The 13,963-nt window shown below is 58.4% G+C and carries 12 protein-coding genes; 3 read left to right on the forward strand and 9 right to left on the reverse strand.

Translation table 11 applies throughout. The features are described 5' to 3' along the window. Positions 1–3: 3 nt before the first annotated feature. The 6 genes from B8783_RS17135 to B8783_RS17160 all read right to left on the reverse strand — a co-directional run bounded on the left by B8783_RS17135 (position 4) and on the right by B8783_RS17160 (position 7,184). On the reverse strand, positions 4–1,563 hold the full coding sequence (locus B8783_RS17135) for an FG-GAP repeat domain-containing protein (RefSeq protein ID WP_084421460.1): 1,560 nt from the start codon (positions 1,561–1,563) through the stop codon (positions 4–6). Next, positions 1,560–2,903 (reverse strand): spinster family MFS transporter, encoded by a 1,344-nt coding sequence (locus B8783_RS17140; RefSeq protein WP_084421463.1) that lies wholly within the window; start codon positions 2,901–2,903, stop codon positions 1,560–1,562. The genes B8783_RS17135 and B8783_RS17140 overlap by 4 nt, the downstream gene beginning before the upstream one ends. A gap of 210 nt (positions 2,904–3,113) precedes the next feature. Further along, positions 3,114–3,491, reverse strand: coding sequence for a cytochrome o ubiquinol oxidase subunit IV (locus tag B8783_RS17145; RefSeq protein ID WP_169711839.1), 378 nt, complete (start codon positions 3,489–3,491; stop codon positions 3,114–3,116). Beyond that, the gene (locus tag B8783_RS17150; protein ID WP_084421469.1) at positions 3,488–4,111 is read right to left on the reverse strand and encodes a cytochrome c oxidase subunit 3; all 624 of its coding nucleotides are present in this window, start codon (positions 4,109–4,111) and stop codon (positions 3,488–3,490) included. Before B8783_RS17150 ends, B8783_RS17145 begins: the two co-directional genes overlap by 4 nt. Continuing rightward, positions 4,108–6,213, reverse strand: a complete 2,106-nt coding sequence (locus tag B8783_RS17155; protein WP_084421472.1) for a cbb3-type cytochrome c oxidase subunit I — start codon at positions 6,211–6,213, stop codon at positions 4,108–4,110. Before B8783_RS17155 ends, B8783_RS17150 begins: the two co-directional genes overlap by 4 nt. Further along, positions 6,210–7,184, reverse strand: coding sequence for a cytochrome c oxidase subunit II (locus B8783_RS17160; protein WP_199288165.1), 975 nt, complete (start codon positions 7,182–7,184; stop codon positions 6,210–6,212). The genes B8783_RS17155 and B8783_RS17160 overlap by 4 nt, the downstream gene beginning before the upstream one ends. 674 nt (positions 7,185–7,858) lie before the next feature. Between B8783_RS17160 and B8783_RS17165 the strand changes: the two genes are divergently transcribed. Together B8783_RS17165 and B8783_RS17170 are read left to right on the forward strand one after the other, a co-directional pair. Next, the gene (locus B8783_RS17165) at positions 7,859–10,348 is read left to right on the forward strand and encodes a TonB-dependent receptor (protein ID WP_233355847.1); all 2,490 of its coding nucleotides are present in this window, start codon (positions 7,859–7,861) and stop codon (positions 10,346–10,348) included. A 78-nt stretch (positions 10,349–10,426) separates the two neighbouring features. Continuing rightward, positions 10,427–11,278, forward strand: coding sequence for an alpha/beta fold hydrolase (locus B8783_RS17170; RefSeq protein ID WP_084421475.1), 852 nt, complete (start codon positions 10,427–10,429; stop codon positions 11,276–11,278). Here B8783_RS17170 and B8783_RS17175 read toward each other — a convergent pair. Both B8783_RS17175 and B8783_RS17180 read right to left on the reverse strand, forming a co-directional pair. Then, a complete protein-coding gene (locus tag B8783_RS17175; protein ID WP_084421478.1) occupies positions 11,275–11,688 on the reverse strand; it encodes a GFA family protein in 414 nt (137 codons plus the stop codon). The genes B8783_RS17170 and B8783_RS17175 overlap by 4 nt on opposite strands. Next, positions 11,685–12,362, reverse strand: a complete 678-nt coding sequence (locus B8783_RS17180; protein ID WP_233355848.1) for a CoA transferase — start codon at positions 12,360–12,362, stop codon at positions 11,685–11,687. The genes B8783_RS17175 and B8783_RS17180 overlap by 4 nt, the downstream gene beginning before the upstream one ends. On the opposite strand from B8783_RS17180, the gene B8783_RS17185 reads away from it, so the two are divergent. Next, positions 12,295–13,101, forward strand: coding sequence for an aldehyde dehydrogenase family protein (locus B8783_RS17185; RefSeq protein ID WP_233355849.1), 807 nt, complete (start codon positions 12,295–12,297; stop codon positions 13,099–13,101). The two genes, B8783_RS17180 and B8783_RS17185, sit on opposite strands and share 68 nt — an antisense overlap. A gap of 88 nt (positions 13,102–13,189) precedes the next feature. Here the strand turns inward: B8783_RS17185 and B8783_RS17190 are convergent, their stop codons facing one another. Then, entirely contained in the window at positions 13,190–13,870 is a 681-nt protein-coding gene (locus B8783_RS17190) for a TetR/AcrR family transcriptional regulator (RefSeq protein ID WP_084421484.1), read from the reverse strand. Between the last annotated feature and the right edge of the window lie 93 nt (positions 13,871–13,963).

A 13,963-nucleotide genomic window follows, 5' to 3' on the forward strand; every position in this document is an offset into this window, starting at 1 on the left:
AGTCTAGTCCTTCGCTGCCTTGTTTGGCGCTATCAGGGTTACGGAGGTCTCGTAATGGCTGGCCCAGTCGCTTGGCGGCAGGGGCAGGGCGCGGCTTTCGCTCTCGCGAGCCGGCGTGAAAGCTGCTCGCGGCTCGGTTGACCGCACCTGTTCAAGCCAGACCACCCCGTCGAATTCGCCGCTATTGCCCCGCGTCGTGACGATATCCAGATCGCCATCACCGTCCATGTCGGTCGCAATGAAAGCGTCGTACATGCCGCGCACGCGCCGCGAAATATCGTGGCGTGTCCAGTCGGCGGCCGGGTCGCCCGTATTTTCGAACCAGGCGATCCGGCCGACGCTTGATGATGCTGTGACGCTAGGTTCGTCATAGTCCCGCGACGCGCCGGTATAGCCGCCTTTGAGAATGTTGAGGCCGGAATAGCCGCCGGTGATGGCGTCGAGGTCTCCATCGCCATCAATGTCTGCGAGTTCGATGCCGATGACGACGTCCGGCAGGATGTCGCCGATGCGATGGTAGACCCATGGATCGTCAAGGGTTTCGGGCTGTCTCAGCCAACCAAGGGGGGCCATCAGAGGTGTGCCATCGATGGGCGAAGGTGTCTCATGCACGGCGACTGCAAGGTCGAGGCGCCCATCATTATCAAGGTCGGCAAAATCACTCTGGAAGCCGTTCGAGGTGCCTTTCCAGTTTTCAGGTACATCGAAACCGGGGACAATGGCGATAGGGTGGGGCGTTACCTCAATACCGCCACGTTTACGCGGGCCAGTATTTTCAAGGATCGTCATGGTCTGATGCAGACGCGCGGCGGCGAGCACATCAAGGTCGCCATCGCCGTCCACATCGACCGGCATCGCCGTGTTCGGGACCACCTCGCGTGACAGGACCTGTTCGCGCCAACTCGACGGATCAAGCGGATCGCCGTCGATCCGGAAGAGCGAGGTTGGTCTTGCCGCAGACAGGAGCGAGGGATCGATGATATCTGACGCGCCCTTGTTCGCGCCGAGGACATCCATTCGCCCATCGCCATCGACATCTGCGATAAAGGTACGCAGCCATGAGCCACGGTCTTGGGTCAGCGGCGGAATGAGGCTTTGCCAGGGCTCGGACCGTGCGGCCTCTCCGGGGTTTTCGAAATAGATGAGGTGCGCCTCTTCGCAGGCGGCGACGAGGTCAGGCCAGCCATCGCCGTTGAGGTCGCCAATCGCAACGTCCTCAATGGCGGCGACCTCTGCGTCTTCGCCGACTGTGACATTGACCCAGACGTCTGTATCATCTGTGGCAAAGGCAATGCGCAGATGATTGGAATCCTCATGTACGGACACAATGTCGGGTCGTCCGTCGCCATCCATGTCGGCCATTTGCAGCCCGTCGCCGCCGCGGATCGGGAGACCGCCATTGGTGCCTTCGTCGTCGATACGGTGCTCGACCCAGGATATGAACTGCCCGTCAGGCGCCTGCGCCGTGGTAGGCGTCTCTGCGACGGTCAGCACCTGCGGCGGGAGGTGGGCGCACGCCGTTAGCGCCAGCACCAGCGTGGACGCGCCCGCGCGCCGTATCATAGTGGCCGCCTTGCGATGTCCGCGGTGACTTTTCTTGCCGCCAGTATGTAGTGGATGACCGACCATATCGCTGCGATCGTACCACAGATCACCATGGCAGTGCCAAGTGGAGCCGCCATCCCGTTCTGCGTGAACATGTCACTCAGGAAACCGACAATGACAGGGCCGATACCGAGACCGATGAGGTTCAGCACAAAGAACAGAACGGCCGAGGTCAGCGCCCGCATCCGCCCGCTGACAAGATTATGAGAGACGGCGAGCACGGCACCGAGATAGGCCGCTGACAGGAAGTGGAAGGGCGCTGTCATGATCAGCGCAAAGTACATGTGACCAGACAGGAGGATCGCCAGCTGGACCGGTACCAGAAGAGACGTCAGGATCGCCGGGACCCAGAGATACCAACGCACATCCTTCGCTCCGAATTTGTCGGCCATCCAGCCGCCAAAGAATGACCCAAGCCCGCCACCAAAGCCGGTGGTGAGCGCCATCCAGGCCCCGATCGTGCCGATATCGAGCTCATAGGTGCGCAGGAAGTAGGAGGGCAGCCAGTTGCCGATGCCATAGATGATGAAGGCCTGCAGGCTGGCAGCAAGCGCAATGTGGCGGAAGGAGATGCGGGTCCAGAGCAGGCGAGCGACGTCCAAGATGGGTGGGGCTGGCTCGACCGCTTGCTCGTTGCCCTCCGACCAGCCGCGAATGGGCTCGCGCACAGTGAAGAAGACGAGAAGGGCCATGAAGATGCCCGGCAACCCAACGACGAAGAAGGCAAGCCGCCAGCTGAAAGCATTAGCCAGGAAGCCGCCCAGGGCAAAGCCGATCAGGATGCCGATATAGATGCCGATGGAGTAAACCGAGAGCGCGAGCGCCCGGTTCTTCGGCTTGAAGATGTCCGAGATCATCGAGTGAGCAGGGGGGCTGCCACCGGCCTCCCCAACACCGACGCCGACCCGCGCGAGCAGAAGGTGCGCATAGTTCCCGGCCAGGCCGCACATCGCGGTCATGGCGCTCCAGATCGTCAGCGCGAGCGCGATAATGGTTCGGCGGTTCCCCTTGTCGGCCCATCGGGCGATCGGAATGCCGCAGATCACGTAGAACAGTGCAAAGGCGAAGCCGGTGAGCAGGCCAAGCTGGGTGTCCGACAGGTTCAGCTCAGCCTTGATCGGCTCCTGCAAGATGACGAGCAGTTGCCGGTCCACGAAGTTGAAGATGTAAACGACCGTCAGGACAGCTAGAACGTAGTAGCGGTAAAGCGGCCTGGAATAGGGCGTTCTAGGCGCTTCCGCCTCTGCCTTTGTCGACGCTTCGCTGGCACCGGCTGCGCCGGACACATCACTGCTCATATTTCCTCCCGCGGGCGTCATTGGCCCATCGATTTTCAAGTGACCGCAGACGACTGAAACGCGTCCTTTCAGGCGGCGGAAAGATATTCGCTCATGCGTGAGTGAAGTCAAGTTCTGTCGGAAAACTTGTGACGACGCGCGCCAGTTAGCACGCGGGGTTGATGCGGTTTTGCGGTTGGCGATTGGGGGTGTTCAGCCGGCGGGAACGGGTTAGGGAGCGTGTTCGTCCGGTGCGCTATGGGCCGGCTGGCTATCGTGCATGCGTCCATGCAAATCCGAGAGAATCCAGAGCGTTCCACACGCCATGATCGCCAGAAGGCTTGTGGAAAAGAGAACCAGAAGAAGGTCTTCCCGCGACTGGTTTCCCGAGAAGCTCAAATGCAGGAAATTACGCAAATGCGTGGCCACCTGAAGCAGCGCCGCGATACAGACGATGGCAATCTTCAGCGTCGTGGATAGATCAGACAGTATGGCGGCGAAGGCAATGGCGGTCAGAACCGCGCTGATGACAAAGCCGACCGCATAGCTGCGCAGCTCATGCGAGGCAGTGTCTTTGGGGTCTAACTCTCCGGTATTGGGTTTGGTCATGCGAGTGGCACCAGAAAGACGAAGGAGAAAATACCGACCCATATAAGGTCGAGGAAATGCCAGAAGACGCCCAACATGGAGAGGCGAACCTTCACTGTATTATCGAGCCCCCTTGTGCTGATCTGAGCAATCATCGCAGCGATCCAGAGGATGCCGACGCTGACATGCAGGCCGTGGAGGCCGACCAGCGTCCAGTAGGCACTCAGCCAGCCGCTTGCCTGCGGAATGCCGCCCATCTGCGCCTGGCTGATGAAATCGCTGACCTCAAAGAAAACAAATCCAGCCCCGAGCAGCGCACTGATCACGAGCCAGAGGACAACCTTGTTTGCGCCGCCGTCATATTTCACCGTCAGCGAAACGCCGCCATAGGCGACCCCGCCGAGCAGAAGCAGGCCGGTCTGTATCGCGACACTCTTTATATCGAACAGTTCTTGCGGCCCGGGGCCTCCGGCGAGTCCCACGGGGTTCAGATAGGCTGCATATGTCGCAAACAGGATGCCGAAGATGATGAGATCGCTCATCAAAAAGACCCAGCAGCCGAAGACGTTTATTTCCGCCTTCTCATTGGCTTCGGTTTCATGGTCGCCAAGGTTCAGGCCGGGATATAGTCCGTTGCTCATCCGGCAAACTCCGTGATGTCCGGCACACCTTTGTTCTGCGCGGTCTCTTCTTCGGTGCGCCGCGCGGGGGTGAGCCCGGCGACTTGTTCGCGGAACGCCTTGTCGGCCCGCTCAACTTCCTCGGCGGGCACGATTACCGGTTCGACAACCTTCATGCCACGCCAGAAAAGCGCCGCGAACATTGTGAGGAGGCTTGCGATGGCCAGCCACCAGATATGCCAGGTCATGGCGAAGCCGAGTATGAAGGCGGCGCCTGCGAGGATCACACCGAAATAGGTGTTGGCGGGCATTTCGATATCGACGTATTCGTCCGGACCCTTCCATGGGTCGCCGGCGCGTTTGGCGGCGCCCCAGTCATCGCGCGCGGTTACGACAGGAATGCGCGGGAAATTCCATTCAGGCGCAGGCGCCGGGCTGGACCATTCAAGTGTGGCGCCATTCCATGGATCGCCGCCGGGTACGGCAAGCTGCTCCCGGTTTCGCCAACTCGTCCAGAAGGTCCAGAACAGGCTGGCGAGGGCCGCCAGCATCAGGACGCCGCCAAATGCCGCGAGGTACATCCACGGCATGAATTCGGGGTTCTGGAAGGTCGGCGAGCGCCGCGGCATGCCCATAAGACCCAGCACGTAGAGCGGCATGAAGGTGAACAGGAAGCCCCCGACAAAGAGATAGGCCGTGCGCCGTCCCCATGTCTCGCTCAGTCGAAAGCCAAACGCCTTGGGAAACCAGTAATGGATGCCCGCCAGCATGCCGTACAACACGCCCGGAATAATCACATTGTGGAAGTGTGCGACCAGGAAGGTTGAATTGTGGACCTGGTAGTCAATCGACGGATTGGCCAGGATGATGCCGGAAAGTCCGCCGATGACGAACAGCATGAAGAAGCCGACGAGGTAGACAATCGGCGTGGTAATCCTGATGCGGCCTCGCCACATCGTTGCCATCCAGTCATAGACCTTCACGCCAGTCGGGATGCCGATAATCATCGTCGCAATACCGAAGGCGATGTTTACGGACGCGCTGGAACCCATGGTGAAGAAGTGGTGCAACCAGACGGTAAAGCTGATCACCGAGATGCTCATGCTGGCGATGACCAGCGAGGTGTAGCCGTAGAGCCGCTTGCCGGAAAAGGTCGATGATATTTCAGAGAATACGCCGAAGGCTGGCAGGATGAGGATGTAGACTTCCGGGTGGCCGAACATCCAGAAGATGTTGGCATAGTTCATCATATTGCCGCCGGCGGTATTCGTGAAGAAGTGGAAATCGGCATAGCGATCAAGCAGCAGCATCGTGCTTGAGACCGTCAATGCCGGCATGGCGTAGATCAGCATGATCGCGACGCAGAGAGACGTCCAGCAAAAGAGCGGCATGCGCATGAAATGCATGCCCGGCGCCCGCTTCTTGAAGATCGTGACGGCAAAATTCAAGCCCGTCAGCGTCGACCCGATGCCAGAGATCATGATCGCCCAGAGCCAGTAATCCACGCCTTCGCCGGGGCTGTATTCCTTGCCGGTATAAGGCGGATACATGGTCCACCCGCCCGTTCCGAACTGGCCAACCAGCAGCGAAATCATGATCAGGCCTGCGCCTGCAGCGGTCATGCCGAGGCTGACTTGGTTCAGCACGGGGAACGCCATGTCGCGCGCACCCAATTGCTGCGGCAGTACGAAATTGATCAGTCCGATCAGGAGCGGCATTGCGACGAAGAAGATCATGATCGTCCCGTGCGTGCTGAAGAGCTGCGCGAAGTGATCTGGCGCGACGAGGCCGCTTTCCGGGCTCGCCAGTGTGCCGAGCGCTGTCGCCTGATGGGCGCGCATCACGAAGCCCTCAATGACGCCGCGGGCCAGCATGACCAGCGCCAGCACGATATACATGATGCCGATCTTCTTCGCGTCGGCAGAGGTTAGCCAGTCCCTAAAGAGGGGCTTCCACCAGCGCATCCATGTCAGAAGCGCGACCGCACCGATCGCGCCGACGACGAGAACGGTTGCCGCACCGGCGCCAATGATGGTGCTGGTCGTGACCTTGTCCAGAAGGTCAGTATACGGTGTAATGTTCCAATTGAGGTTGCCGAAGATCGGGCTGGTGTGTTCGGTCATTCGCGATCTCCACCACCTTGTGCGGGCAGGCCGGTGCCGCCGAGTTCGTCTGTGGTATCAGCTGTTCCTGGTCGATGATATTTCTTTACGACCCGTTCGAACAAGGCGCTGTCCGGCGCGCTGAAATAGAGCGGGGTTGCTTCCCGGCTTAGTCCCAGATCTGCACGGGCGTCAGCGAGTACGGACCTTTGCCGCAACACTGCATAAGTTGCATCATCCAGCGGTGCGGCATCGCGGGCGCTTGAAACCCATGCTTCATACGGGTCTGGCTCAAGCGCGATCACGGTAAATTTCTGCCTCCCAAACCCGGCGCCATTGAACTGTGTGTTTTCGCCCTCGGCCGATCCGGTGCGGGTGGCGGCGAAGTTGAGCTTGGTCGTCATGCCGGGCATTGCGTAGATCTGCCCCGTCAGCGGAGCGATCAGCATGCTTTGCATGACGGTGTCTGTCGTGAGTGTGAGTTCGACGGGTCGGCCCACAGGAATAGCCAGTTCGTTGACGGTCGCGACGCCTGCATCCGGGTAGATGAAGACCCATTTCCAATCGAGTCCGATAGCTTGAACCTGCAGCGGGTTTTCCCCAACCGGCTTGTAAGGATCGAGTTTATTGGTCGAATACCAGAGCCAGCTTGCCAGCACGATCACGATGATGACCGGGACGCCCCAAAGCACGAGTTCAAGTTTGTTCGAAGACTCCCATTCAGGCGTATAGCGCGCCGTCTCTGAGCCTAGCCGGTAGCGCCACAATAGCAGCGGAACGCCGATGAGAACTGGAAGGATCACGATCATGGTGATTGCGATGACACGCATCAAATGCGTGGCCTGCTCTTCAGCGACCGGCCCCATTGGCTGCAGAAAGGATTCGTTTGCCGAGGTCACCGCCATGGCAGATTCTGGCCAGATGGTGAGGGTCATCGCCAACGTCAGGCCTGCAGCGGCGGCCAACAGGCGGGTGGTGTTAAGCGGTCTCATCGGTCTCAAATGTGCAGACTGGGGATAACTGGCTGACAGTGTGAATAGGCGGCCCTTTAAGAAGAGGCAAACCCCTGGCCTGTCCAGCATTATCGCCACCCTTCCTCTCCACCTCATCAGATAGGGTTTGCGGAGCCACTTCTTTTGGGGTGAACGAGCAAAACGTCCAGAAGGGTAAAGTGTGAAGTCGAACATTGGAATGTGATCGTCGCTGGACTGGAAGCGCCGGCGTGCTGCATCCGGATCTGGTCTGCAAACCCGGGCGTGCGTGATCGTTCTGCCGGGCAATTTCAAGCCCGTCTTTACTGGAAGCGTGACCAAAGCGCAGATCATGAGTTCGAGACAGATGATGCGAGTGACGCTTCGAAATACGTTGAGTGATTTGCGGACACTCCGAGAAGAAGTCGCAAAGCGATAGTGCTTTCCCAGCCTACAAATCTTGATAGTCAAGAACTCGGGATTTGAAAAAAATCTATGGTCATGAGTTAGCGCGGTCCGCCCGATTCATTCCTTTCAAAGTTGGATTGTACGGCAGCAATGCCTGACAACATTGTCAATTCATGGATTTCAAAGTCGATTGACGAAGAGGTGCCGCGAGGATATGCACAAAAAACCTTATAGCGTTAGATAAAAGACGCAGGCCAGTACCTTGGGAGGAATTAATGGCAAAACGGATGAGTGATAACGTGTGCGTGGGGCGCGAGCTTCGCGCAGGCGCTGGCAGCATTAAGGCTGTCCTGCTTGGGACCGCAGCGGCAGGCATGATCTTCTGGGCGGCGCCGGCAGTTGCGCAGCAGGCCGATGAAGCGAGTGCAAGCGCTTCCACTGAATCCACAGTCTCGGCTGAAGAAGCGGCCCGGCTCAAACGGCTGGGCGTCGTGACCGTCTCGGCGCGTCGGCGCGACGAGCGGCTGCAGGACGCCCCTGTCGCGATCACGGCTTTCAGCGGCGAAACGATGGCAGACTACAACATCACCGATGTGACGGATCTGGCGACCCAGGTTCCGTCCATGGTGGTCGGGCGGGCATCATCTGGCTCTTCTGCCAGCGTCTTCCTCCGCGGTGTCGGCTCGACCTCTCTTTCTGCCGGCTTTGATCAGTCGGTCTCTTTCAATCTCGATGGTCTTCCCATGTCGCGTGGCCGCGAGATTCTATTCAGCCAGTTTGATGTGAAGCGGGTCGAAGTGCTCAAGGGGCCTCAGGCGCTGTTCTACGGCAAGAACACGACGGGTGGCCTCATCAGCGTCATCACCAACGGGCCTGGCGATGAATTCGAGGCTGGCGGCAAGGTCGGCTATGGGTTTGAAGCAGAAGACTTCTACACAGAGGGCTATGTTTCAGGGCCGATATCAGACACTTTTGGGGCCCGTCTGGCTGTGCGTTATCGCGATGCTGAAGGGGCTTTTGAGAATTCGGCGGCGCCTGTCTATCCTTCGCCGCTTGGATTTGATCGGCGTAACCAGGGCAAGCGCGGGGGTGCCGAGACGTTCGCTGGTCGGTTGACCCTCGATTGGCAGCCGACAGACATCTTCAATCTCGAGCTTAAGCTTGGCACGACCCAGAATGAGGATGGCGGCGCCACCGATTATCTTGAACGGGTGTGCGGTGCCGGCCGAACAACGCCAGCGTCTGCCAATGGCATTCCACCCAGCCCGAATGCCGATTGCCGTATCAATGGGCGGACCGATGTGTCCTCGCTTCCGAAGGAAGTGGCGAATGCCGGTTATCGCTATGCGCGCGACGGTCGGACCTATTCAGACCTTGAAAGCAACACTGCGATCCTGACCGCAGAGCTTTTGCTTGATCGGCTCGATATCACGTCGATCACGTCCCATTACGACTTTGTCCAGACCGACCTCAACAACGTGTCCGGCGAGGCTTACCCGGCTTCTTTCAGCCAGCTTGCTGATTTCGAACAAGTGTCTCAAGAGCTTCGCTTCCAGACCAAATTCGACGGTCCGCTGAATTTCCTGTTTGGCGGTTTCTATTCTGACGCTGACTTCGTGTTCAACACGGACGCTTACATCTTCCCCGTGCCGCCTGATCCGGTCACCGGGACATTTGTCACGTTCAGTCGCGACAATGGTTTTGAGGGACAGACGTCATCACTCTTTGTGGAAGGTACGTGGAATTTTTCAGATCAGTGGGAGTTGTCTGCCGGCGCGCGCTGGAGTCGGGAAGAGCGAGACTCTTACCAGGAGTCTCGTGCGGCCAATATAGCATTTGCGGCCGCGTTCCCCGGAGGTCTGAGGCTTGATGATGATTTTGAAGACGAGAATGTCTCGCCACAAGTCACGCTGCGCTACCAGCCTTCGACAAATGTCTCCTATTACGTTGCGTATAAGGAAGGCTTCAAATCAGGCGGCTTCAACATTTCCCAGACCCTGACCCCGGCGGCCAACAAAGCGGCTGGCGAATTTGACAGTGAAACCGCAAAAGGCTTCGAGGCCGGCGTCCGGTCAATCCTGTTCGACGGCCAGCTTGCATTGAATGCAACCATTTATGACTACCTTTATGAAGACCTGCAGGTGCAGCGTTTCGACCCGATCACGGTTGGACAGGTCGTCGACAATGCCGGTGAACTTTCAACGACCGGCATCGAGTTTGATTTCAATTGGCTGCCTCGCAGTGTTGATGGGCTGACCATTCGTGGCGCATTTGCCTATAACGATGCGGACTACAGCGATTATATTGGTCAGTGCTATGCCGGTCAGACAATCGCCGAGGGCTGTGATCAGGTCCTGGTCGGAACAGCATTTACGTCCCAGGATTATAATGGCCGCACGCCGCCTAAGGCACCTGAAACCGCCGGCCGCATCGGTGCAACCTACGAGTTCCCTGTATTTGGAGGTTGGAACGCGTCTGTAGGCGGCGATCTGACCTATTCCAGCGAGTACAATTACACCGACACGCTGCGTCCAGACTCCATTCAGGACGCCCACACCAAGTTCGATGCGACAATCGCCCTGTCGACGCCGGATGATCGGTGGAGAATTGCCTTGATTGGTCGGAACCTGACAGACGAACTGATCGCAACCAGTGCCAACGACGTTCCCTTTTCAGGGGGTGTCGGTACAGGTACGACGACGGGTCTCGTGAGTGACCTTTCGGCGATCGTGCAGAATCCGAAAGAAATCTTCCTGGAGGTTTCGACCCGGTTCTAATTCGATCACGTCCGGGCCTTATGAGCCGGGGCCTCCTTTTCCGGGAGGCTCCGGTTCAGTTTTTTGGAGGGCTTTATTATGAGTGAGCGCCGCGAATTCATTGCCGATGACGGGGTTGGCCTTGTTGCTGACATTGCCGGTCCTTCTGATGGTCCGACGATCCTGCTGGCGCATGGGGGCGGACAAACGCGGCATTCCTGGTCACATGCAGTCAGCCTGCTTGCTGGTGCGGGCTATTGCGTCATCAATTTGGATGCGCGCGGCCATGGAGAAAGCGGCTGGTCGCCGGACAATCGCTACCCCCTTGAACGCAGATGGAGTGATATGGCGGGGGTGATTGCTGAGCAAACAGGACCGATCGGTGTCGTTGGGGCCTCGATGGGTGGCGGCACGGCACTCTTTGGGCTGACCCACTCATACCGGCCGAACGCCCTCGTCCTCGTCGACATCGCGCCGAATTCCGAGCGGGCAGGCATGCAGCGTGTCAGGGATTTCATGGCGAGCGGTGTGAACGGATTTGCATCACTGGAAGAGGCGGCCGCGGCCATCGCCGCCTATAACCCGTCGCGCAAACGCCCGGCCAGTGTTTCCGGCCTCAAGCGGAAATTGCGCCAACGCGACAATGGCCGATGGTACTGGCATTGGGACCCCGGCATGCTCGAAATCGATATCGACGAGGAGCGGGCAAAGATGGCTGAGACCTTTGATGCCCTGAAGTCCGCGACATCTGTTCCGGTTCTTCTTGTGCGCGGTCTGGAGAGTGATGTCGTCACCGAGCGGACGGTGGATGAGTTCAAGGCGCGTATTCCAGATATCGAAGTCGCGGATGTGAGCGGCGCTGGACACATGGTGGCCGGCGACCGCAATGATGCTTTTAATGACGCTGTGCTTGGCTTTCTGCGGCGGCACATGCCGCCGTCGGCCAGCTAGCTTCCTGGGGCATTCCCGGGAAATTTTACGGCCTTGTCGCTGATCTCGACCCAGGGCTGGGCGCTGTCACACCAGACATGGACCGCTGGCTTGAGCCAGTCAGTATCGTCGAAAGTCCCTGCTTTGATGATGATCGCATCGGGGTTTGCGGGTTGCGCTGAAAACATGGCTGATCCGCAATTGGGGCAGAATTTCCGCTCGAGCGCGGCCCCGCTGTCGGCGGTATCCTCATAGGTTTTAAGCTCGCCATTGATCTCGACTGCAGCGGTAGGCGCAAGGGCGATCACAGAGAAGGCGCTCCCAGCCTGACGCTGGCAATGTTTGCAATGACAGACGGCCGTCACGATGGGGTCGGCTTTCAGCCTGTAGCTGACCTGTCCGCAAAGACACTGTCCTGTTCGTTCGGTCATTGTTGCTTCTCCTTCTGATTATCTAATTCTGCACGGATTTCATCACTGTGTTCGCCAATGCGGGGCGGTGGTCGGTGGCCGTCATTTCTGCCGACCGCGTAGCGAACAGGGCTGGCCATGTCATACCAGGCGCCCTCGCTCGGGTGCTCACGGCGGTTGAAGAAGCCGGTGGCCTTGAGGTGCGGATCGTCCAGCATGTCCGCCATATCGCGTACCGGCATGCAGGGGATGCGCGCGGCCCGGAAGCGTTCGGTCCAGTCGGCTGTCGTGCGGGTCGGAGTGAGTTCGGCCAGACGCTGATAGAGCCGGTGCTGGTTGACATATTGCTCCTTTATCGTCTGAAGGCCCGGCTGTTTGAGGAATGCTGGGTCCCCGAGCACATCGAAGACGATGCGCCAGCTATCCGGAGTGTAGGGCACAATGCTGATATAGCCATCGGAAGTCGGGAAAGGCTGCCGGTCTGGATCGATTTGACGGAAATAACACGCGTCTGCATTGGGCGGATCAAAGGTGAGACCGCCGAGATGTTCTGCCAGCATGAATTGGGTGAAGGCCTCGAACATGGGGACCTCGACGAACTGGCTCTCACCGGTGCGCAGCTTATGGATGACGTCGCACGAAGGCTTTGCCAAAATCTCCTTCACGGGGTCAACCGCGACCGGCAAGCGCGTCATGGAGTCGGCTTCCAAGGATCTCAAACGCGTGACGCTGGAACTTGGTGGAAACGACGCGGCCATCGTTCTTCCGGATGTTGATGTCGACAAGGTCACCGAACAGTTATTTGCGGGCGCTTTCGGCAATACGGCTCAGATCTGCGTTGCGACCAAGCGGTTGTACGTCCACGAAGACATCTATGACGCTGTGCGGGACAAGATGCATGCGCTTGCCAAGGCCTCTCCTGTTGGTGACGGAAGCGCGCAGGGCAACATGTTCGGACCGATCCAGAATAAATCCCAGTATGAGCGCGTCCTTGATCTTATGGAGGACGCGAAAAAGCAGGGGCTGACGATGCTGTATGGAACTGACGTTCCTGAGCAAGGCTATTTCATTCCGCTCACCATCGTGGACAACCCGCCTGAGAGCTCGCGCGTCGTTCAGGAAGAGGCGTTCGGCCCCATTCTCCCGATGATGAAATTCTCAAGCATCGACGAGGTGATCGACCGGGCGAATGACACCGAATACGGTCTTGCCGGGGCTGTCTGGTCCGCCGATATCGACAAGGCTGTTGAGATTGCCAATGAGATGGAAACCGGCACGGTCTGGATTAATCAGAACCTCCAGTCGACACCACTGACCCCGCTCGCTGGCCACAAGCAATCTGGCATCGGTGCCGAAAACGGCATCTACGGTCTGCGAGAGTTTACGCAGCCGAAGTCGGTCTACATTCCTAAATCAGCCGACGCGGTGAAGTAGGGGCTCCTCTGCTTCGCGAAGTTCGGGGATTTCCGGGATATCCGCTCTTCGTGCGGCTTTGCTGATGCCGCGGGAGCAGGCTGAAGCATCAGCCTGCCGGCACAGTCCGGGCGATACCGAGGCGGCGCGCGCGCTTCTTCTCGTCTTCGGTAAGTTTCTTCGGGGTCTTCGGATAGTGCCGGAAGCCCCGTAGAAATGCGGTTACCGTTTCCTCGAACAATTCCTCGTCATCATGCGGATTTGCCTGAACGGCGGCTCTGAGATGCGGAAGTTGCTCAAGTTGGTTTTCGGGCATGAGCTCGACACCATAAGAGCGAGCCGCTGCTTCAAACAGCGCGGACGCATAGGTCAGCTTCTCAGTGCCCTCCATGATGACCATGTGGGTTTCTGGAGGATAAGGGCACATCGAAATCCAGAAATCATAAGCGCCGAGCAGAATACGCCGCGGGAAGAACTGTAACAGGAGCGGTGCCGCATTTGGATGACGCAGGATCGACCTGCGCGTGGATTTGCAAAGACGAACCAGCGTTTTTTCCCAGTCGTTCTCATCAATCTTTGGCGGGTCGATATCCCGAAGCATGATCAGAGCGACTTCTGCCAGAAGTTCGTTCTTGTCCTTGAAATGATAGTAGAGCGATGGGGCCTTCACGCCGAGCTGCTTGGCAACAAGCTCCAGGCTGAGCTTGCCTAGCCCATGCGCATCGATGACGTTCAGCGCTGCGTTTGCAGCGCTGTCTCTCGATATCAGGGACTTCGATGGCCGGCCCATACCCCTGCCTCCAAATCTTACAAATCAAGATTTTGTTTAAATCGTACGGTCGTAGGTTTCAAATGCTTATGCGGATTGGTCGCAAAGATACCT

The sequence above is a fragment of the Henriciella litoralis genome (assembly GCF_002088935.1).
In the GTDB taxonomy this organism is placed as follows: Bacteria; Pseudomonadota; Alphaproteobacteria; order Caulobacterales; family Hyphomonadaceae; genus Henriciella; species Henriciella litoralis.

Bases quoted from the DNA above. Each gene is read 5' to 3' on its own strand.
- B8783_RS17135 (WP_084421460.1), bottom strand. From the start codon at position 1,563: ATGATACGGCGCGCGGGCGCGTCCACGCTGGTGCTGGCGCTAACGGCG.
- B8783_RS17140 (WP_084421463.1), bottom strand. From the start codon at position 2,903: ATGAGCAGTGATGTGTCCGGCGCAGCCGGTGCCAGCGAAGCGTCGACA.
- B8783_RS17145 (WP_169711839.1), bottom strand. From the start codon at position 3,491: ATGACCAAACCCAATACCGGAGAGTTAGACCCCAAAGACACTGCCTCG.
- B8783_RS17150 (WP_084421469.1), bottom strand. From the start codon at position 4,111: ATGAGCAACGGACTATATCCCGGCCTGAACCTTGGCGACCATGAAACC.
- B8783_RS17155 (WP_084421472.1), bottom strand. From the start codon at position 6,213: ATGACCGAACACACCAGCCCGATCTTCGGCAACCTCAATTGGAACATT.
- B8783_RS17160 (WP_199288165.1), bottom strand. From the start codon at position 7,184: ATGAGACCGCTTAACACCACCCGCCTGTTGGCCGCCGCTGCAGGCCTG.
- B8783_RS17165 (WP_233355847.1), top strand. From the start codon at position 7,859: ATGAGTGATAACGTGTGCGTGGGGCGCGAGCTTCGCGCAGGCGCTGGC.
- B8783_RS17170 (WP_084421475.1), top strand. From the start codon at position 10,427: ATGAGTGAGCGCCGCGAATTCATTGCCGATGACGGGGTTGGCCTTGTT.
- B8783_RS17175 (WP_084421478.1), bottom strand. From the start codon at position 11,688: ATGACCGAACGAACAGGACAGTGTCTTTGCGGACAGGTCAGCTACAGG.
- B8783_RS17185 (WP_233355849.1), top strand. From the start codon at position 12,295: ATGACGTCGCACGAAGGCTTTGCCAAAATCTCCTTCACGGGGTCAACC.
- B8783_RS17180 (WP_233355848.1), bottom strand. From the start codon at position 12,362: ATGACGCGCTTGCCGGTCGCGGTTGACCCCGTGAAGGAGATTTTGGCA.
- B8783_RS17190 (WP_084421484.1), bottom strand. From the start codon at position 13,870: ATGGGCCGGCCATCGAAGTCCCTGATATCGAGAGACAGCGCTGCAAAC.